22 protein-coding genes are annotated in these 17,777 nt (G+C 66.5%); 6 read left to right on the top strand and 16 right to left on the bottom strand.

Annotated elements, in window-relative coordinates; all coding sequences use genetic code 11:
* Nucleotides 1-7: 7 nt before the first annotated feature.
* The 11 genes from Q5701_RS00110 to Q5701_RS00060 all read right to left on the bottom strand — a co-directional run bounded on the left by Q5701_RS00110 (nucleotide 8) and on the right by Q5701_RS00060 (nucleotide 9,355).
* Complete coding sequence (locus Q5701_RS00110) at nucleotides 8-247, bottom strand: hypothetical protein (protein WP_306753171.1); 240 nt, start codon at nucleotides 245-247, stop codon at nucleotides 8-10.
* The gene (locus Q5701_RS00105; RefSeq protein WP_306753170.1) at nucleotides 199-873 is read right to left on the bottom strand and encodes a sulfotransferase family protein; all 675 of its coding nucleotides are present in this window, start codon (nucleotides 871-873) and stop codon (nucleotides 199-201) included. The genes Q5701_RS00110 and Q5701_RS00105 overlap by 49 nt, the downstream gene beginning before the upstream one ends.
* On the bottom strand, nucleotides 870-1,505 hold the full coding sequence (locus Q5701_RS00100; RefSeq protein ID WP_234854877.1) for an MT-A70 family methyltransferase: 636 nt from the start codon (nucleotides 1,503-1,505) through the stop codon (nucleotides 870-872). Before Q5701_RS00100 ends, Q5701_RS00105 begins: the two co-directional genes overlap by 4 nt.
* Entirely contained in the window at nucleotides 1,489-2,103 is a 615-nt protein-coding gene (locus Q5701_RS00095) for a BglII/BstYI family type II restriction endonuclease (protein WP_306753169.1), read from the bottom strand. The genes Q5701_RS00100 and Q5701_RS00095 overlap by 17 nt, the downstream gene beginning before the upstream one ends.
* The gene (rimO, locus tag Q5701_RS00090) at nucleotides 2,100-3,476 is read right to left on the bottom strand and encodes a 30S ribosomal protein S12 methylthiotransferase RimO (protein ID WP_306755478.1); all 1,377 of its coding nucleotides are present in this window, start codon (nucleotides 3,474-3,476) and stop codon (nucleotides 2,100-2,102) included. The genes Q5701_RS00095 and rimO overlap by 4 nt, the downstream gene beginning before the upstream one ends.
* A gap of 569 nt (nucleotides 3,477-4,045) precedes the next feature.
* Nucleotides 4,046-4,816 (bottom strand): ABC transporter permease, encoded by a 771-nt coding sequence (locus Q5701_RS00085; RefSeq protein ID WP_306753168.1) that lies wholly within the window; start codon nucleotides 4,814-4,816, stop codon nucleotides 4,046-4,048.
* The gene (locus tag Q5701_RS00080; protein WP_306753167.1) at nucleotides 4,813-5,754 is read right to left on the bottom strand and encodes an ABC transporter ATP-binding protein; all 942 of its coding nucleotides are present in this window, start codon (nucleotides 5,752-5,754) and stop codon (nucleotides 4,813-4,815) included. Before Q5701_RS00080 ends, Q5701_RS00085 begins: the two co-directional genes overlap by 4 nt.
* Nucleotides 5,751-6,947 (bottom strand): MFS transporter, encoded by a 1,197-nt coding sequence (locus Q5701_RS00075; RefSeq protein ID WP_306753166.1) that lies wholly within the window; start codon nucleotides 6,945-6,947, stop codon nucleotides 5,751-5,753. Before Q5701_RS00075 ends, Q5701_RS00080 begins: the two co-directional genes overlap by 4 nt.
* Nucleotides 6,947-7,531, bottom strand: a complete 585-nt coding sequence (locus tag Q5701_RS00070; RefSeq protein WP_306753165.1) for an NADPH-dependent FMN reductase — start codon at nucleotides 7,529-7,531, stop codon at nucleotides 6,947-6,949. The genes Q5701_RS00075 and Q5701_RS00070 overlap by 1 nt, the downstream gene beginning before the upstream one ends.
* A gap of 199 nt (nucleotides 7,532-7,730) precedes the next feature.
* Complete coding sequence (locus tag Q5701_RS00065; protein WP_306753164.1) at nucleotides 7,731-8,066, bottom strand: hypothetical protein; 336 nt, start codon at nucleotides 8,064-8,066, stop codon at nucleotides 7,731-7,733.
* Nucleotides 8,063-9,355 carry a 4-aminobutyrate--2-oxoglutarate transaminase gene (locus Q5701_RS00060; RefSeq protein WP_306753163.1) on the bottom strand — a complete coding sequence of 431 codons (1,293 nt, stop codon included), beginning with the start codon at nucleotides 9,353-9,355 and terminating at the stop codon, nucleotides 8,063-8,065. The genes Q5701_RS00065 and Q5701_RS00060 overlap by 4 nt, the downstream gene beginning before the upstream one ends.
* A 122-nt stretch (nucleotides 9,356-9,477) precedes the next feature.
* Between Q5701_RS00060 and Q5701_RS00055 the strand changes: the two genes are divergently transcribed.
* Complete coding sequence (locus tag Q5701_RS00055; RefSeq protein WP_306753162.1) at nucleotides 9,478-9,900, top strand: META domain-containing protein; 423 nt, start codon at nucleotides 9,478-9,480, stop codon at nucleotides 9,898-9,900.
* Between the two features lie 4 nt (nucleotides 9,901-9,904).
* Nucleotides 9,905-10,630: a rhomboid family intramembrane serine protease gene (locus Q5701_RS00050; protein WP_306753161.1), complete on the top strand. Its 726-nt coding sequence runs from the start codon at nucleotides 9,905-9,907 to the stop codon at nucleotides 10,628-10,630.
* Here Q5701_RS00050 and mnmC2 read toward each other — a convergent pair.
* Complete coding sequence (gene mnmC2 / locus Q5701_RS00045) at nucleotides 10,627-11,298, bottom strand: tRNA (5-methylaminomethyl-2-thiouridine)(34)-methyltransferase MnmC2 (protein WP_306753160.1); 672 nt, start codon at nucleotides 11,296-11,298, stop codon at nucleotides 10,627-10,629. The genes Q5701_RS00050 and mnmC2 overlap by 4 nt on opposite strands.
* Here mnmC2 and Q5701_RS00040 point away from each other — a divergent pair.
* Nucleotides 11,297-12,355, top strand: a complete 1,059-nt coding sequence (locus Q5701_RS00040) for an NAD(P)/FAD-dependent oxidoreductase (protein WP_306753159.1) — start codon at nucleotides 11,297-11,299, stop codon at nucleotides 12,353-12,355. The genes mnmC2 and Q5701_RS00040 overlap by 2 nt on opposite strands.
* Nucleotides 12,356-12,412: 57 nt before the next feature.
* Here Q5701_RS00040 and Q5701_RS00035 read toward each other — a convergent pair whose 3' ends face one another.
* On the bottom strand, nucleotides 12,413-12,934 hold the full coding sequence (locus Q5701_RS00035) for an NnrU family protein (RefSeq protein ID WP_306753158.1): 522 nt from the start codon (nucleotides 12,932-12,934) through the stop codon (nucleotides 12,413-12,415).
* A 67-nt stretch (nucleotides 12,935-13,001) separates the two neighbouring features.
* On the opposite strand from Q5701_RS00035, the gene Q5701_RS00030 reads away from it, so the two are divergent.
* Both Q5701_RS00030 and Q5701_RS00025 read left to right on the top strand, forming a co-directional pair.
* The gene (locus tag Q5701_RS00030) at nucleotides 13,002-13,565 is read left to right on the top strand and encodes a DUF4202 domain-containing protein (RefSeq protein WP_306753157.1); all 564 of its coding nucleotides are present in this window, start codon (nucleotides 13,002-13,004) and stop codon (nucleotides 13,563-13,565) included.
* Complete coding sequence (locus Q5701_RS00025; RefSeq protein ID WP_306753156.1) at nucleotides 13,562-14,242, top strand: sirohydrochlorin chelatase; 681 nt, start codon at nucleotides 13,562-13,564, stop codon at nucleotides 14,240-14,242. The genes Q5701_RS00030 and Q5701_RS00025 overlap by 4 nt, the downstream gene beginning before the upstream one ends.
* Here Q5701_RS00025 and Q5701_RS00020 read toward each other — a convergent pair.
* Entirely contained in the window at nucleotides 14,237-14,950 is a 714-nt protein-coding gene (locus Q5701_RS00020; protein ID WP_306753155.1) for a GNAT family N-acetyltransferase, read from the bottom strand. The genes Q5701_RS00025 and Q5701_RS00020 overlap by 6 nt on opposite strands.
* A complete protein-coding gene (locus Q5701_RS00015) occupies nucleotides 14,950-15,690 on the bottom strand; it encodes a competence/damage-inducible protein A (protein ID WP_306753154.1) in 741 nt (246 codons plus the stop codon). The genes Q5701_RS00020 and Q5701_RS00015 overlap by 1 nt, the downstream gene beginning before the upstream one ends.
* A gap of 106 nt (nucleotides 15,691-15,796) precedes the next feature.
* Here Q5701_RS00015 and map point away from each other — a divergent pair, with 106 nt between their 5' ends.
* The gene (gene map / locus Q5701_RS00010) at nucleotides 15,797-16,594 is read left to right on the top strand and encodes a type I methionyl aminopeptidase (RefSeq protein WP_306753153.1); all 798 of its coding nucleotides are present in this window, start codon (nucleotides 15,797-15,799) and stop codon (nucleotides 16,592-16,594) included.
* Here the strand turns inward: map and Q5701_RS00005 are convergent, their stop codons facing one another.
* Nucleotides 16,595-17,767 (bottom strand): efflux RND transporter permease subunit, encoded by a 1,173-nt coding sequence (locus Q5701_RS00005; protein WP_306753152.1) that lies wholly within the window; start codon nucleotides 17,765-17,767, stop codon nucleotides 16,595-16,597. It abuts the gene before it with no gap.
* Between the last annotated feature and the right edge of the window lie 10 nt (nucleotides 17,768-17,777).

The raw sequence follows: 17,777 nt of genomic DNA, 5'->3' as shown, positions 1-17,777 counted from the left end.
CGAAAGGTCAGCGCGTCTGGGCGACGAAATCCGCGCCCAGGTGATCCGCCAGGAAGGTCAGTTGCGGGGCAATGCGCTTCTCAAGGGCGGCAATCGCCTCGGGCGGCGGCTGGAGGGGGGTGCGACTGGCAAAGACCTTTTCCGCGATGTTGGAATAAAGCCAGGGACCGATGCCCAGATGCGCCTCGACCGCCTCCATCAGGCCATGGGGATCGCGGGCGATGCGGCCGAAGGGCAGGACCAGCATTTCAGGATAACGCGCCTGCCAGCGAGGCAGAAAGCTGGCGTAATCGCCCCGGTCGTGCAGCACGGGTTGTCGATTTCCGCCATCCATTCGGCAAGCGTCTGGGGACGGCGCCCTTCGCGTTGCAGGTTCATGCGCAGTTGCGACACGGCGCGGTCAACGGGGTGGCGGATCAGGTAGATGACCTTGGCGCGGGGCAGGAACCTTGCCACGTAATCCACGCCTTCGTCGGGCAAGGTCGAATATTCCGGCGTGAAGTCCATCGGAATGGCGACCGGCGGCGCGGGAGCGAAGACGCGCTTGTACCACTGGTTGTGGAACATCTTGCCACGCGTGACGCCGTTCAGATAGGCGTCCAGATCCGGGGGCACGGGTATGCCGCGCTTGGCATGGCGGTCGCGGATTTCCTGGGGCTTCTGGCGATAATGCCAGCCGATCCATTTCCGGTGGCCCGGCAGGAACAGGTGGTTGAAATACTGCACCTCCTTGAACGGAGGAATCCAGATCTGGGGATGCTGGCCCAGCATCTGCGCCAGCCAGCTTGTCCCGGCCTTTTGCGCGCCGATGCACAGCGCGCCGGGCTTTCGCGGCTGGCCCGCCGGATCCAGTACCGTGCCAAGGCTGCTCAACGCAGCTTGACCACATTGCTTTGGGAATGGTTGGAATAGGTGGGCCAGTCCGGCTGGTAATCATCGGCCTGGTTGCCCCAGACGGTCCAGTTCTTGCGCGGACCCCGCGCGAACATCTCCAGCCGAGGGCCCCAGCTGCAAGCCTCGATCAGGTCGTACTGCTCGTCTGGCTTGCGCGAGTGTTCGCGTTTCTGGGTGGCGATGATGTTTTCCTGGCTGCGGCCCGCATCCAGCGTGCGCACATCCTTGCCGCGCACGCCGAACAGCAGGATTTCCGTCACGTTGCGGAAATAAAACCCCACGCCGCGCCGGTCGGGGCCGCCGTCCTTGCGGACCTTGTACCAGATCAGGTTGGATTTGTACTTGAAGCCCCAGTGTTCCATCACCTTCAGCCCCTCGGGCAAAAGGGCGTTCGGCACCCACAGGTAAAGATGCGCCCGGGCGTCGGCCACCGCCTCGACGGGCAGGTCGCAGATCGCGTCCAGCGTCATGGTCGGGTAACGCGACAGGCGCTTGTGTTCTGGGGCCATCTTGCCCGTGCGGTTCTGGAACTGCCAGGGGGGATCGGCCAGGATGGTGCCGAACTTGACGGCGCCTGCGGTGGCCAGAAGATCGTCAGACGCGCTGCTCAACGTGGCCTCCGGTGTCCAGGTAAAGGGCTTTGGTGATACCGAACACCAATAGCGGACAGCCCGCCCCGCCGCCACCTTCAATTCGGGGCAACAGCTTCGACATATGCGTAGTGGATTCGCCATAGGACGACCCGCGGCCAAGCTGGCGGAAGATCTGCTGGAGTTCGTCCGCCCGGGTGACGATCACACCCACGCTCAACGCGCGCAGGTCGAACAGCAGGCGGAAGTTGTTGAGATCGCGGTCATAAAACGGATCCTTGTTGTTCCACTCGATCTCCAGCCCGATGCCGCGCTTGAAACAATCGACCTTGTGGGTGGGGCTTTCCTTCAGCAGGTCATCGACCACGATGCCGGTGCGGAACTGCCGTTCACGCCAGCCCCGCGTTGCCAGAAACCCGTCGATAAAGGCCGACACGCGCGACTTGTTGCCGCCCCCCACCTCGATCCATTCGCGTTTCAGGCGGAAGGATGTCAGCACGTCGATGATGTCGCGCCATTCATCGGGAAAGTCATGGGCCAGGATGGCGCTTGCATGGCGCCATTCGTGAACCTCGTAATGGTCGGCGATAAAGGCAGGCAGCCGGTTCCGCAGCGTCACAAACGGCCCCAAAGGTCGTATTCGCCCGCCTCGTCCACGGTCACGGTCACGATATCGCCGGGGGCCAAGGCCTGGAACCCTTCGTCGATGAACAGGTTGCCGTCGATTTCTGGGGCGTCCGCCTTGGTGCGGCAGGTGGCCCCCTGATCGTCCACGCTGTCCACGATCACCTCGATCCGGCTGCCGACCTTGGCCGCCAGCTTGGCTTCGGAAATCGCCTGGGCCTTTTCCATGAAACGCTCGAAGCGGTCCTGCTTGACCTCGGGCGCGACATGATCGGGCAGATCATTGGCCCGCGCGCCCTTGACGTTCTCGTACTGGAAGGCGCCGACCCGGTCCAGTTGCGCCTCGTCCAGCCAGTCCAGCAGGGTCTGGAACTCGGCCTCGGTTTCGCCGGGATAGCCCACGATGAAGGTGGATCGCAGGGTGATGTCCGGGCAGACCGCGCGCCAGGCGGCAATTTCGTCAAGGGTCCGCGCGGCAGCGGCGGGACGGGCCATGCGGCGCAGCACGTCGGGATGGGCGTGCTGGAAGGGGATGTCCAGATAGGGCAGCACCAGCCCTTCCGCCATCAGCGGGATCAGGTCGCGCACATGGGGATAGGGGTAAACGTAATGCAGCCGCAGCCAAGGCCCCAGGCTGCCCAGGTCGCGGGCCAGGTCGGTGATATGGGCGCGGTGGCCGCGTTCGGTTTCAAACTTGCGGTCCAGGCCATAGGCCGAAGTGTCCTGGCTGATGACCAGCAATTCCCTGACCCCGGCCTCGACCAGCTTCTCGGCCTCGCGGACGATGGCATGGGCGGGGCGGCTGACCAGGCGTCCGCGCATATCGGGAATGATGCAGAACTTGCAGCGGTGATTGCAGCCCTCGGAAATCTTCAGATAGCTGTAATGGCGCGGGGTCAGGCTGACGCCCGATGCAGGCAGCAGGTCGATAAAGGGATCGGGCTGCGGCGGCACGGCGGCGTGGACCGCGTCCAGCACGGCCTCGTACTGGTGCGGGCCGGTGACGGCCAGAACTTTGGGATGGGCGCCCGTGATGTATTCGGGTTCCGCCCCCAGGCAGCCCGTGACCAGAACCTTGCCGTTCTCGCGCAGCGCCTCGCCAATCGCATCCAGCGATTCCGCCTTGGCGCTGTCTAGGAAGCCGCAGGTGTTCACGATCACCGCATCCGCACCCTTGTAGTCGGGGCTGATCGCATAGCCCTCGGCCCGCAGGCGGGTCAGGATGCGTTCGCTGTCCACAAGCGCCTTGGGACAGCCAAGGCTGACCATGCCGATGGTCGGCTGGCCTTCGCGGCGCACCCCAAGGCTGTCATCGGGAATGCGGGCGCGGGCCAGGTCGGGGCGCAGGTCGGGCGGGTTCATGTGCATCCGCCGCAGATAGGTGATTCGGGCGCGCCGGAAAAGGGGGATGCGGCACCCTTCACGTCGCCGGAACGTGATTTCCCGAAACTCCGCCAATCGGCAAGATACACCGCATGACCCGATTTCGCCTGATCCTGACCCTTGCCGCAGCCCTGACGGGCGTGGTTCCCGCCGCAACCAACGCCGATATTGTCGATCGGGGGCGCTTCATCGACGTGGAAAACCATCGCGGCGGCAATGTGCTGCAAATGGTGCAGTTGCGCGAACGGCTGGCCCGGTCGGGCAAGACGGTGCGGATCCGGGGATACTGCCGGTCGGCCTGCACGATCCTGACGACGCTGCCCAATGCCTGCCTGGGGCCGAAGTCGCGCATCGGCTTTCACGCGCCGCGCATCCCGAACACCCAGATCATCCCGCCCTATGTGGACCAGATCATGGGCAACTTTTATCGCAATGGCATCCGCGACCGCTGGTTCGGCGGCTGGAACCGCACGATGGAGATGCAGGTCATCACGGCGCGCGACTATGTCAGGCTCGATCCCCAGTCCCGCATCTGCAACATGGAGCAGCGCAACTCACTCGCGCAGCCGCCAGCCGGTCGCGAAGATCCAGCGGATCGCCGCGCAGCAGGCCACGATCATCACGGTGACGGCGACCAGAGACACGCCGACCGGCACGTCGGCAAGGCCGAAAAACGACCAGCGAAAGCCCGACACAAGGTACAGGACCGGGTTCAGCTTGGCCACGCCTTCCCAGAATGGCGGCAGCATATCCGACGAATAGAACGCGCCGCCCAGAAAAACCAAGGGCGTGATCACCATCATCGGCACGATCTGCAACTGCTCGAAGTTCTTCGCCCATAGGCCGATGATGAAGCCCAGCAGGCTGAATCCGGTGGCGGTCAGGATCAGGAAGGCCAGCATCCAGAACGGGTGCAGGATATGGACGCCCACGAAAAAGAAGCTGGTCACCAGGATCACAAGGGCGATCAGCACGGCCTTGGCGGCGGCCGCCCCCACAAAGCCCAGCGTCACCTCGATCCAGCCCACCGGGGACACCAGGTATTCATAGATCGTGCCGCTGAACTTCGGGAAATAGATGCCGAAGCTGGCATTGCTGACCGATTGCTGCAGGATCGTCAGCATCATCAGGCCGGGCACGATGAAGGCGCCGTATTCCACCCCCTCGACCGACTGGATGCGCCCGCCGATGGCCGCGCCGAAGACCACGAAATACAGCACCGTGGACACGACCGGCGACAGCATCGACTGCATGACGGTGCGGAAAAAGCGCGTCATCTCGTGATGGAAGATCGCCCAGACGCCGGGCCAGTTGACGCCGCTCATGCCGTTACCTCCTGACGCGGTTCGCTGACCAGCGTCATGAACACTTCCTCAAGGCTGGATTGCCGGGTCGATACGTCGCGCACCATGATCCCCTGCCCCGCCAGATCGCCCAGCAGATGCGCGATGCCGGTGCGTTCGGCCCGGGTGTCGTATTCATAGGCCAGCGACCGCCCGTCCGCAGACAGGCGCAATCCCCGATCCGCCAGCGTATCGGGGATGGCGACCAGGGGTTCTATCAACTCGACCGTCAGGGTCTTCTTGCCGAACTCGCCCATCAGATCCGCCGTAGGCTTGACCAGCAGCAGCTGGCCGCGGTTGATGACGCCGATGCGGTCGGCCATTTCCTCGGCTTCCTCCAGGTAATGCGTGGTCAGGATGATGGTCACGCCGTCGCGGCGCAACTGGTCCACGACCTCCCACATCTCGCGGCGCAGGGTCACGTCCACGCCCGCCGTGGGCTCGTCCAGGAACAGCACCTTGGGCCGGTGCGACAAGGCCTTGGCGATCAGCACCCGCCGCTTCATGCCGCCCGACAACTCGCGGGTCTTGGCATCGCGCTTGTCCCACAGGGCCAGGCTGCGCAGCACCTGTTCGATATAGGCGTCGTCCGGGCCTTCGCCATAAAGGCCGCGCGTGAAGCGGACCGCGTTCAAAACCGTCTCGAAGGGCTCAAGGGCGATTTCCTGGGGAACAAGGCCGATCAGCTTGCGTGCGCCGCGCCAGTCCGTGCGGATGTCGTGGCCGCCCACGCGAACCGTGCCGCCCGTGGGCACCACCAGCCCGCAGATGATGGAAATCAGCGTGGTCTTGCCCGCCCCGTTCGGACCCAGAAGGGCGATGATCTCGCCCTCGTGGATGTCCAGGGTAACATCGCTCAGCGCCTTGGTGCCGCTGCCGTATTGCTTGGACAAATGGTCGATCTGGATGATCGCGGTCATTCGGAAATCCTTTTCACCTGCACCGCCGGAGCCTGGCGCCGCAGCATTGCGATCAGCGCCACCGCCAGCACGACAAAACCTGTGGCACCCGTCAGGAAGGCCCCCGGATAACCCAGATGGGCGACCAGCGGCGTCGACGCCAGGGGCGACAGGAACTGCCCCAGGAAAATGGCCGAGGTGATCAGCCCCGACACCAGCCCCCGATACCGCGCGGGTGCGGCGTTCAACGCCGTTGTAATAAATGTCGGCATACAGAACCCCAGTCCCGCCCCGATCAGCGCCGCCCCCGCCATCGCCATCCCCAGTCCCTGCGCCAGGGCAATCGCCGCAAAGCCCCCGGCCAATCCCAGATAGCCTGCGACAGGCGTGGCGATCCGCCCCAGCCGGACCAGGCCCGAGACAACCGACATGACGGCGGCCGAGGCCATCATCGCCCCCATCACCACGCCCGCATGGCGCGGATCCGTCAGCCCGATCCCTTGCAGGTGATAGGGCAGTTGCGTGGGGACCGCATAGAAGATGACAAAGGTCAGCCCCGCCGCCCCCGACATGACGGTGGCCACCATCCGCCAGCCGGGATCGGCGGGCAATTCGTGACGGGCCACGGGACCGCGGCCTCCGGCCGCACGGGGCGGTTCGGGCAGAATCCGCCACAACAGCGGGAACAGCGGCACCGCCAGCCCATAGATCGCAAAGGGCAGCCGCGCGTCGATGGCGGCCAGGGCGCCAGCGGTCGTGACAAAGACCAGGCCGCCCAGATTGGTCGCGGCCATCTGGTATCCCATCAGCCGCCCGCGCGCCGGGCCGTCGAAGTAATCGCCGATCAGCGCGGCCTGCGCCGTCATGATCAGCGCGACCCCCAGGCCAAGCGCCAGGCGGCTGGCCAGGATCGTCTCCAGCGTGGGCAGATAAAGCCCTGCGGTCCCGGCAATGGCATAGATGACCAGCCCCCACAGCAGCGGGCGGCGGCGTCCCAGCCGGTCGGTCAGCACCCCCGCCAAGGGCGCCACGACCGCGACCAGCAGCGACGGCGCGGTGATCAGCAGCCGGGTGATGGTGGGGGCCAGCGGATCGTCGGCAAAGGCGGCTTCCAGCCCCGGCAGGGAGGGGGTGATCGTGGCGTTCGACATCACCGTCAGCGTCGCAGCCAGCATCACCCCCCAGCTTCGCGGATCGACCAGCAGTCGATCCATCAGCGGTCATCCCGGGGGTCATAGGGGCGGGCATGGCGCGCATGGGCCAGGGCCTCGACCCACCAATCCAGCCGATGGGCAAAGACGGCCATCGCGGCCTCGGCCGCAGCCGCGGCATCGGGGTCGGTCATGTGGCCCAGTTCGTCGAACCGCCGCCAGGGCGAGGCAAAGCTGACCGTGTCGCGCAGCGTCACCGTATGCAGTTCCGCCAGGATGATGCGCAGCGCCTCCAGGGCGCGCAATCCGCCCGACAGACCGCCATAGCCGATCAGCCCCACGGGGCGCGCCCACCATTCGGCGGTGACGCTGTCGATCAGCGTTTTCAGATGCCCCGGTTCGGCATGGTTGTATTCGGGGGTGACGATGACAAAGCCGTCAAGGTTCGCCATCTGGCTGCGCAGCCGCTGAATCGCGGCCTCGTCGCCCAGTTGCACGGGCAGCAGGTCGGGGTCGGCCGGGTCGATGGTCCGCGTGGCAAAGCCGTGCCCTTCCAGCTGGCGGATCACCCAGAATGCCACGCGGTCGTTGATCCGGCCTTCGCGGATCGACCCCAGGATCACCCCGATGCATTTGCGTTCCGTCATTCCCGCTCCTTGCGCGCTGTGTCAGGGCCTTCGGGTCTTAAGACAATCGTCCCCGGCCAAGGACAAGGCGAAAGTGCCGGTCCCTGTTCCAATGATCCTCCGAAGCCCCGCCACCGTCCTGCCCCGCGCCCGGGCAGGACGGTGCGCATTGCCCCCGATCCGGGAAAGCCGCCTCCATGCCGTCCCGTGGCAGCCCTGCCTACGGTTCCCGGCGACGGGCGGTGCGCGAGAACCTTTGATCCACGACCCACATGGCCACGGCGATCAGTCCGCCGATGACGATGGGCGCGGCGAACAGCACACCGATCGAATAGCGGATGTCCCCGCCCTGCTGTGACAGGGTCGATCGCGCCAGAACGATCAAAAGCCCGCCAAAGGCCAGTTGCACGGTGGCCATGATCAACAGCCAGGCACCCCGGGATCGGGCGGGCAGCACCGCCGCCATACCGCCATTGAAGATCGCCAGGCCCAGCCCCAGGACAACGACGAACATCAACTCTGACGTCGCAAGCTGGCCCAGGGCGACATCCGTCATGCACCCGATCCCGAATGGGATCCGTTCCTTGCCGCCAGCAGGCTGTCGTCCAGGATATCCAAGGCCTCCTCGAACACCGCGTCCGGGATCGTCAGCGGCGCAAGGAAACGGACCACGTTGCCGTATACGCCGCAGGTCAACAGAATCAGGCCGCGCTTCAACGCTTCTTCCCGGACCTTGTTGGTGAAATCGGGGCTGGGGCTGTCGCTGCCAGGCAGGTTGAATTCGACCGCGTTCATGAAGCCGGGACCGCGGATGTCGGCGATCTGCGGGATCTGGTCGCGCGCCGCAGCCAGCCGCTGCTTCAACCGCTGGCCCAGGCGGGTGGCGCGGTCGCAAAGCCCTTCCTCCTCGATCACGTCCAGAACGGCATGGGCTGCGGCCACGCCCAGCGGATTGCCAGCATAGGTGCCGCCCAGGCCACCGGGATTGGGGCTGTCCATCACCTCGGCCCGGCCCGTGACGGCACTGATCGGCAAGCCGCCGCCAAGCCCCTTGGCCATGGCGGTCAGGTCGGCCGCGACCCCGTGATGTTCCATCGCGAACAGCTTGCCGGTGCGTGCGAATCCGGTCTGCACCTCGTCCGCGATCAGCAGCATCCCGTGATGGTCGCATAGCGCGCGCAGTTCGGCCATGAAGCCGGGCGGCACCTCGTAGAAACCGCCCTCGCCCTGCACGGGCTCGACGATGATGGCCGCCACGCGGGCCGGTTCCAGATCGGCCTTGAACAGCTGCTGCAGGGATTTCAGCGCGTCTTCCTTGCTGACGCCGTGCAGGGGATTGGGGAACGGCAGGTGCCAGACATCGGGCATCATCGGCCCGAAGCCCGCCTTGTAGGGCTGGACCTTGCCGGTCAGCGCCATGCCCATGAAGGTCCGCCCGTGAAAACCGCCCGCGAAACTGACGATGCCGGGACGGCCGGTATAATGGCGGGCGATCTTGATGGCGTTTTCCACCGCCTCGGCCCCCGTCGTGGCGAAAATCGTCTTCTTGTCGAAATCGCCGGGAACCAAAGCGTTCAAACGCTCGGCCAGCGAGACGTAGTTTTCATACGGCACGACCTGGTGGCAGGTATGGGTGAAGCGGTCCAGTTGCGCCTTCACGGCCTCGACGACCTTCGGATGGCGGTGGCCGGTGTTCACGACCGCGATGCCCGCCGCAAAGTCGATATAGCGGTTGCCGTCCTTGTCCCAGATCTCGGCATTCTCGGCCCGTTCGGCATAGATCTGCGTGGTCATGCCCACGCCACGGGAAATGGCGGCGTTCTTGCGGTCGGTCATGGTCGTCATCGGAATCGCTCCCTTGCGGATTTGGCGGATGCTAGCGCAGCCCATCCCCGCCGAACAGGCCCGCCCTTGCACAGCCCGGCCTGCCGGGCGATGCTTGGCCGCGAACACGCCCCGAGGATCGCATGACCATCACCCGCACCCTTGCCGCGCTTGCAACCGTTGCCGCCCTGGCGGCCTGCCAGGATACCGGCGAAAGGTCCGTGGCCATGCTGAAGCCCGGCAACAGCTTCACCGTGGCCCGCATCGACGGCGCCCCCGCACCGGCCGGCGTCACACTGGATGTGGGCGAGGGCGGGCGCGTCACGGGCCGGGCGCCCTGCAACCGCTACAGTGCGCAGTTGACCGAAAGCGGCGGCGCCATGACCCTCGGCGGGACCGTGATGACCCGCATGGCCTGCGCCGAGCCTGATCGCATGATGGCCGAAACGCGGTTCGGAATGGCCTTGGGTTCCGTCACCGCCGCGCGGCGGGCATCGGGGGGCATCGCCCTGATCGACCCCGAGGGGCGCGAACGCATCGGCCTGATTTCCGCAACCGGGCAATAGGCCGGTGTTCCCGATCCGGGACCATAACCCGTCCGACCAGCGTCCCTGGGTCACCTATGGCCTGATCGCCGCCAATATCGCGATGTATCTGCTGACCCTGCCTGTGGTGCAGGGCGGGGAATGGCTGTGGGTGCGGCTGGCGCTGTATCCGCTGGCGGTGATCCAGGGGGAACTGCTGTGGGGCCTGCTGACCCATATGTTCCTGCATGGCGGGCTCCTGCATATCGCGGGCAACCTGCTGTTCCTGTATGTTTTTGGCGATAACCTGGAAGAACAGATGGGCCGGCTGGGATTCCTGGCCTTTTACCTGGCCGCCGGACTGGCGGCGGCGGCGGCCCAGATTGCGGCGGATTCGCTTTCGCCCATTCCCATGGTGGGCGCATCGGGCGCCATCGCGGGCGTCATGGGCGGATATCTTCTGCTGTTTCCGCGCGCGCGGGTCGATGTTGTCGCAATCTTCATCATCTTCTTCAAGATATTCACCCTGCCTGCCTGGATCGTGCTGGGCGTCTGGCTGGCGATCCAGATCTTCGGCGGCTACACCACGCCCGGCGACGGGGGCGGGGTTGCATACTGGGCGCACGCGGGCGGGTTCCTGGCGGGCGTCGTGCTGGCCTTGCCGCGGTTCCTGCGGCTGGGCGGGCGGGCCTTTTGGGCGCGCACCCACGGCCATCCCCCGCATCCCGAGGTGGTCTATGCCGCGACCCGCATCCCGCGCGTCGGTCGCTAGGGCCTGACCCCGACGCTCATGTGCCGCTTGCGGCCAAAGCCGGGACGGCGTTCGACGTGAAAGCCCGCCTGCGCCAACGCGCGCCGCACCGCGCCCGCGGCGGTATAGGTGGCAAAGGTTCCGCCCGGCGCCGTGCAGCGCCCGACATGGGCCATGATATCGTCCCCCCACATCTGCGGGTTCTTGGCGGGGGAAAAGCCGTCCAGGAACCAGGCATCCGCCCGGCCGTCCCAGACAGGCAGCGTCTGGGCCACATCGCCGATCACCAGATGCAACGTGACCTGGCTCAGGCGGATCATGTCGTTCCCCCAGCCTGCCCGAAGCTGCGCCGCCAGCCCCGCCAGGTCCGGGAAGGCGGCATGGGCCTGTTCAAGCTGCGCCAGGCTCATCGGCCAGGCCTCGAAACTGGTCATCACAACCGGGTCGGTGGCAACCTGCGCCAGGGCCAGGCAATTCAAGCCGGTGCCAAAGCCCAGTTCCGCCACATGAAACCCCCGCCGCAGCCGCGCGGGCAGGCCGTTGCCCGCCAGAAAGACGTGCCGGGTTTCCGCCAGCCCCCCCGCAAGGCTGAAATAGGGATCGTCGAAGCGGGTGGACACCGGCACGCCGCCCTCCTGCCAGTCAAGCTGCGGGTGGCGGGCGGGATCGGCATCGGGTAACGCATCCATGGGGGCAGCTAGGGGAAAGAGCCAGGTCTTGACAAGCGTGACGATCATCGGCGGCGGAATCTTCGGGCTTGCCTGCGCTTGGGAATTGGTCCAGCGCGGCGCCCGCGTCCGCGTGATCGAGGCCGAACGGATCGGTGCCGGATCGTCCGGCGGCCATGTCGGCGCGCTTGCCCCCCATGCGCCGGACAACTGGAACCCCAAGAAAGCGTTTCAACTGGACAGCCTGCTGATGGCCCCCGGCTTCTGGGCGGGGGTCGAGGATGCGTCGGGCCTGCCCAGCGGATATGCCCGCACCGGACGGCTTCAACCCCTGGCCGACACAGCCGCCGCCGAACGCCTCGGCGACCGCATCGCTGCTGCGGAGAACCGCTGGCCGGAAGGCTGCGCCATACACCTGACCGACCGGCCCCAGGGCGATCTGATGCCCCGCAGCCCGTCCGGCCACTGGCTGTTCGACAGCCTGACCGCCCGCCTGTCCCCCCGCGCGGCGGGCTTGGCGCTTGCCGCCGCGATCCGCAACCGAGGCGGGGAAATCGTCGAGGGCCAGCAGCCCGGCCCCTTGGCCGGCCCGGTTCTCTGGGCGACTGGCACGGCGGGGCTGACGGACCTGTCCCGCGACCTGGGCCGTCCCATCGGCAAGGGCGTCAAGGGTCAGTCGGCGCTGCTGCGATATGCCGCCCCCGACGCCCCGCAGGTCTTTGCCGACGGTCTGCATATCGTTCCCCATGCGGACGGAACGGTTGCGGTCGGCTCGACCTCGGAAACCGATTACGGCCACCTGGACCCCGACGATCAGATCGACGCCTTGATCGCCAGGGCCCGGGCTACCTGTCCCCAATTGCACGAAGCGCCGGTGATCGACCGCTGGGCCGGTGCCCGCCCCCGCGCCCGGACCCGTGCGCCGATCCTGGGACCATGGCCCGGTCGCCCGGGCCATTTCGTGGCCAATGGCGGTTTCAAGATCGGCTTCGGCATGGCGCCCAAGGTGGCGCAGGTGATGGCAGACCTGATCCTGGAAGGCCATGACGCCATCCCCGACGGCTTCCGCCTCACCTGATTTGCCTTGGTCCAAATATTCCGGGGTCCGGGGCAGCGCCCCGGCCTTCGCCTGCCGTCAGGCAGGCAAGGGCGACACCCCGATCACCAGCGGATGCAGGTGCAACAGCGCGGCCCAGATCAGCACCGCAAGCGCCAGCCGCCTCCATGTCACCCGGAACGCACCAGGCAGCCCCGACCGCGCAATGCCGGACAGCGCAAAGATGCCCATCCCGCCAAAGAAGATCGCATGGGCCACATCGCCATTGGCGACCAGATGCGCGCCCGCCCACAGGGCAAAGGCCACCACCAGCCCCGACATGCCGACCGACAGCGTCCCGATCAGAATTGCCACCGGCATGGCAATGTTGACCAGCCAGCGGCTCCAGCCCGGCTGGTCCCACAGATGGACATAGGGCGCCCGTCCCGCCGCCACGATCAGCCAGTACAGCAATCCGATCGACAGCAGGCTGAAGGCAGCCAGGTATCCCCGCCGCCCCAGTGTCGCGATCAGCCGGCCGCGCGGCCCGGGCAGCGCCGGGATCATGTGCGCGCCCAGGAAACAGGCCCAGGCGGCCCCGTATTCGATCCATCCGGTCATGCCTCCATCTAGCCGCTTGCAGAGGGCAGCGCCAGCGGGTGAAACTGCGACCAAAAGGGACGTCCCCATGACCACTCGCCTTGACCATGCCTTCCAGGCCATCGATGCCGCCAATGCCCAGGATCCGAACCTGGACGAGGGCAAGCCCGCCAACCTGCTTTACGGCCAGCGGATGACGGAACAGCAGCAGCACCTGTTCCCCCAGGCATCGGACGCGCTGCGCATCGCTTGCCGGGGCCAGCATATCGAACGCTGGCTTTTGCCGCGCAGCGCCTATCCGATGGACCGGGCGGGCTATCTGCAATGGCGCCAGGAACAGGGCCGCCGCCATGCGGATCGCATCGCAGCCATCATGGCCGATGCGGGCTACGAAGAAAACGACATCGAGCAGGCCCGCAAGATGCTGACCAAGCAGGGCCTCAAGCGCGACGCCGAGGTTCAGGCCCTGGAGGACGTGATCTGCTTTACCTTCATCCGTTGGTACCTGGGCGATTTCATGGCCGAGCAGTCCGACGAAAAGCTGCCGCGCATCATCGAAAAGACCGCCGCCAAGATGTCTGCGGAAAACCGGGCCCGGGCCTTGGAGGAGTTTCCGATGCCCGAGGCCCTTGCCCGGCATTTCCGCCCATGATGCGCGCCGTCATCGTATCCCATGGCCAGCCCGGCGACCCTGGCCCGCAGCAGCAGGCCATCGAGGATCTGGCGGCCCGCGTCGCCGCCTGCGACCCAGGCTGCCCCGTCGCGGGGGCCACGCTTGCCATGCCCGGCGCGCTTGCGGCGGTGGCCCAGGGTGAAAGCCTGATCTATCCGATGTTCATGGCCGAAGGCTGGTTCACCCGGACGGAACTGCCCCGGCGGCTGGTCCAGGCGGGTGCAGACGGGGCGCGGGTGCTGCGCCCCTTCGGCACCGACCCCGCCCTGCCCGGCCTTATCGTGGCCCAAGCCCGTGCCGCCGCATCGGCGCAAGGCTGGACGCCGCAGGATACGACCTTGCTGCTGGCCGCGCATGGTTCCCAGCGGTCGCAGGCGTCCTTCGCCATCACCACCGCCCTGGCCGAAAGCATCGCCCCGCATTTCGCGCGCGTGGTCACGGGCTTTGTCGAACAGGAACCCTTCCTTGCCGATGCTGCAAGGGGGCTGGACCGCGCGGTCAGCCTGCCCTTTTTCGCGCTGCGGGCGGAACACGTTCTGGACGACCTGCCAACGGCCTTGGATCAGGCGGGCTTTGCCGGACCGCGCCTGGATCCCATCGGCCTTGCGCCCGAGGTGCCCGCGCTGATCGCCGCCAGCATCCGCGCCGCCCTATGACGGCTTGGCGTAATAGGCATAGCCCGCGACCTCGGAAAAGCCCAGCCGGTCCCAGGTTGCCCGCGCACCCGCATTGGCGCGGCTGACGGCCAGCCCGATCCGCGTGGCGCCCCCGTCCCCGGCCCAGAATGCCGCCTGCCGCATCATCCAGCCTGCAAGGCCACGGCGGCGGAAGGGGGGCAGCACCTCGACCGCGTGAACCATCGCCACATCCGCATGGATCGCGGCAAAGGCGGCACCCGCCGCACGGTCGTCGATGCGGCCCAGGATGGCGGTCTTTGGCCCGGTCACGCGGTCCATGACGGCCTGCCGCGACGGAACGATGTTGCCCGCCGACCAAAGGTCGCGCTGAATCGCCAAGGGCGGCCAGACCGCAAAGGTCGTCAGGTACGGGATCGCCTGGTCGGTCAGTGCGGTGACCTGCGCCTGCATGATCGCCGTGGGCGTTTCCGCCCGGTATCCGGCAGCAGTCAGGGCGTCGATCAGGTCGCGATCCGTGTCCAGCACGCGAAACATCGGCTGCTGGCTCCAGGCGCGGTGAACCGCCTCGGCCGCCGGAATATCGTCCGGCACCCATGCCCCCGCCGCCCGTGCCGAACTGACCCGCCCGCCTGCGCCGAACCCGCGCCCGACGCGGAAACCGCCCGCATCCGCGTATTCGGCGGCGGGCCAGGTCTCCTCGAACGCCTGGGCCAGAAGGGCATCCATCACAGCGACAGCCGTTCTTTCAGCGCCGCCATCGCCTGGGCCACGCGCCCGGCATCAAGGCCGCGCACCACCAGGTTCGTGCCCCAGCCGGTTCCATTCTGGAAGGGATAGGATCCCAGCGACAGGTCGGGATATTCGCCCGCCACCGCGCGCAGCCCCTCGGCCACCTCGCTTTCGCCGCGCCGAACCTCGACGCTTTGCGACTGGACGGGACGGCCCGCGGACAGGCGGGGGATCAACCAATCGACCATGCCGCGGAACACCTCGGGGACACCGGCCATGACATGGGTGTTGCCGATGGAAAACCCCGGCGCGGCTGATACGGCGTTGTCGATCAGCGTCGCGCCCACCGGGATCCGGGCCATGCGCAGGCGGTTTTCCGTCAACTCGTATCCCATCCGGTCGCAGCGGGCCTGCAGCAAGGCGCGCGCCCGGGGATCGATCTCGACCGTGGTGCCATGGGCGTCGGCCACGGCATCGGCGGTGATGTCGTCATGGGTCGGCCCGATGCCGCCGCTGGTGAACAGCAGGTCGTAATCGCCGCCCAGGCTGCCGTCCAGGGCGCGGATGGCTGCCACGATCCGGTCGTGATCGTCGGCCACCACGCGGATTTCGCGCAGATCGAAGCCCGTCGCGGACAGCACCTGCGCCAGGTGATGCGCGTTCCCTTCGCGCGTGCGGCCTGACAGGATCTCGTCCCCGATCACCAGGATCGCCGCCGTCGGATTGTCGGATTGCATCTTTCCGCCCCCTGAAACCTGTGCTGTCCCGCATCTATGCGCACGCGCGGGGCTGGAACAAGGGACCATCCGGGTCTATCTATGCGGCCAGACGAAAGGATCACCCATGGATCAAAGCCACATCACCAAGGAAGGCATCCGCATCCACGCGCGCGAGGACTTTTCGGGCATGCACAAGGCCGGGGCCGTGGCGTCGCAGATCCTGGACGAGGTCGGGCCGCTGGTCCAGCCGGGCATCACCACCGGCGCGCTTGACGATTTCATCACCCGCCGGGTGCAGGAACTGGGCGTGACATCGGCCACCATCGGCTATCGCGGTTATGAACACGCAAGCTGCATCAGCGTGAACCATGTGGTCTGCCACGGCATCCCGGGCGACAAGGTTCTGGCCAATGGCGACATCCTGAACATCGACGTGACGGTGATCGTCGATGGCTGGTATGGCGATACAAGCCGAATGTATGTGGCGGGCCGCGCCCCGATCAAGGCGCGCCGGCTGATCCAGGTCACCCATGACGCGCTGATGAAGGGGATCGAGGCGGTGCGCCCCGGCGCCACCTTTGGCGATATCGGCGCAGCGATCCAGAGCTATGCCGAAGGGCACGGAATGTCGGTGGTGCGCGATTTCTGCGGCCACGGGCTGGGCCGGGTGTTCCATGCGCCGCCTAATGTGTTGCATTTCGGCCGGTCGGGCAAAGGCCCGATGCTGGAAGAAGGGATGTTCTTCACCATCGAGCCGATGATCAACCTGGGCCGCCCCGAAACCAAGGTCTTGGCCGACGACTGGACCGCCGTGACCCGTGACAAATCGCTGTCGGCGCAGTTTGAACACGCCATCGGCGTGACAGCACACGGCTGCGAGATTTTCACCGGGTCGGACAAATTCTTCCCCAGCCTGGACTGATCAGGCCGGATCCGGCCTGACCCGCATCACCGCGCAATACAGCGCAGGCACGAAGACCAGCGTGATCAGCGTGCCGGCGATAATGCCGCCCATCATTGAAAATGCCATCGGTCCCCAGAACACCTGGCGCGAAATCGGGATCAGCGCCAGCGATGCCGCAGCCGCCGTCAGCAGGATCGGGCGGGCACGGCTGTCGGATGCCTCGAACACGGCCTGCCAGGGGCTGCGGCCCTTGTGCAGCAGTTCCTGGATTTCATGCACCAGGATGACCGAGTTGCGGATCAGGATGCCGATCAGCGCCAGGATCCCCAGGATCGCGACAAAGCCCATCGGCACGCCAAAGGGCACCAGAACCGCGACCACGCCGATCAGGCCCAAGGGCGCGGCGGCAAAGACGATCAACGACAAGCGGAAGCTTTGCATCTGCGCCATGACCAGCAGCGCCATGATCAGCAGCATGACCGGCACACCGGCGGCGAGGGGTTCCTGGCTGTCGGCCGAGGTTTCGACCGTGCCGCCCACGGTGATGGTCACATCCGGCGGCAGGCTGGCCTGAAACTCGGCCACCGACGGGGCGAGGGCGTTGACCAGCGTCGCGGGCTGGTCCTTGGTGGAAACGGCAGCCTTGACGGTCACGGTCGGCAATCCGTTGCGCTGCGCGATCAGCGGCTGTTCGGTCGCATATTCCAGCGACACGATAGAGGACAAGGGCACGCTCTGGCCCGTGGCCAGCACCAGTTGCAGATTGCGGATCGAGTCGATGGAACTGCGGTCGCCAGCCTCGCCCCGCCCGACGACATCGATCAGGAAGATGTCGTCGCGCAGTTGCGTCACGACCTTGCCGGAGAACAGCGCCGACAGCGTGTCCGATACCTCTTGACTGGTGACACCCAACCGGCGGGCCTGATCCTGGTCGATTTCCACCCGCACCACGCGCGCGGGTTCGTTCCAGTCCATCGAGATATCGCGCAGCCGTGCTTCCCGGGCCACTACGGCGGCCAGATTGCGCGCAGCGTCGCGGGCGACATCGGCATCGGGCGCGCTGACGCGATATTGCACCGGCTTGCCGACCGGCGGGCCGATTTCCAGGTTCTTCACATAGATGTCGACGCCCGCAAAGTCGCGCGCCGCCCTGTCCATCAGCAGCGCCTTCAGACGGTCCCGCGCGGCCAAGTCAGGGGTC

The organism is Paracoccus actinidiae (assembly GCF_030863885.1).
In the GTDB taxonomy this organism is placed as follows: Bacteria; Pseudomonadota; Alphaproteobacteria; order Rhodobacterales; family Rhodobacteraceae; genus Paracoccus; species Paracoccus everestensis.
This window is presented reverse-complemented; position numbering and strand designations above follow the sequence as displayed.

Coding starts and splice junctions, on each gene's coding strand:
- Q5701_RS00040 (WP_306753159.1), top strand. CDS start 11,297: ATGGGGGCAGCTAGGGGAAAGAGCCAGGTCTTGACAAGCGTGACGATC.
- Q5701_RS00060 (WP_306753163.1), bottom strand. CDS start 9,355: ATGACGACCATGACCGACCGCAAGAACGCCGCCATTTCCCGTGGCGTG.
- Q5701_RS00110 (WP_306753171.1), bottom strand. CDS start 247: ATGCTGGTCCTGCCCTTCGGCCGCATCGCCCGCGATCCCCATGGCCTG.
- Q5701_RS00015 (WP_306753154.1), bottom strand. CDS start 15,690: ATGCAATCCGACAATCCGACGGCGGCGATCCTGGTGATCGGGGACGAG.
- mnmC2 (WP_306753160.1), bottom strand. CDS start 11,298: ATGGATGCGTTACCCGATGCCGATCCCGCCCGCCACCCGCAGCTTGAC.
- Q5701_RS00080 (WP_306753167.1), bottom strand. CDS start 5,754: ATGACCGCGATCATCCAGATCGACCATTTGTCCAAGCAATACGGCAGC.
- Q5701_RS00075 (WP_306753166.1), bottom strand. CDS start 6,947: ATGGATCGACTGCTGGTCGATCCGCGAAGCTGGGGGGTGATGCTGGCT.
- Q5701_RS00070 (WP_306753165.1), bottom strand. CDS start 7,531: ATGACGGAACGCAAATGCATCGGGGTGATCCTGGGGTCGATCCGCGAA.
- Q5701_RS00035 (WP_306753158.1), bottom strand. CDS start 12,934: ATGACCGGATGGATCGAATACGGGGCCGCCTGGGCCTGTTTCCTGGGC.
- rimO (WP_306755478.1), bottom strand. CDS start 3,476: ATGCACATGAACCCGCCCGACCTGCGCCCCGACCTGGCCCGCGCCCGC.
- Q5701_RS00065 (WP_306753164.1), bottom strand. CDS start 8,066: ATGACGGATGTCGCCCTGGGCCAGCTTGCGACGTCAGAGTTGATGTTC.
- Q5701_RS00025 (WP_306753156.1), top strand. CDS start 13,562: ATGATGCGCGCCGTCATCGTATCCCATGGCCAGCCCGGCGACCCTGGC.
- Q5701_RS00085 (WP_306753168.1), bottom strand. CDS start 4,816: ATGAGCGGCGTCAACTGGCCCGGCGTCTGGGCGATCTTCCATCACGAG.
- Q5701_RS00030 (WP_306753157.1), top strand. CDS start 13,002: ATGACCACTCGCCTTGACCATGCCTTCCAGGCCATCGATGCCGCCAAT.
- Q5701_RS00055 (WP_306753162.1), top strand. CDS start 9,478: ATGACCATCACCCGCACCCTTGCCGCGCTTGCAACCGTTGCCGCCCTG.
- Q5701_RS00020 (WP_306753155.1), bottom strand. CDS start 14,950: ATGGATGCCCTTCTGGCCCAGGCGTTCGAGGAGACCTGGCCCGCCGCC.
- map (WP_306753153.1), top strand. CDS start 15,797: ATGGATCAAAGCCACATCACCAAGGAAGGCATCCGCATCCACGCGCGC.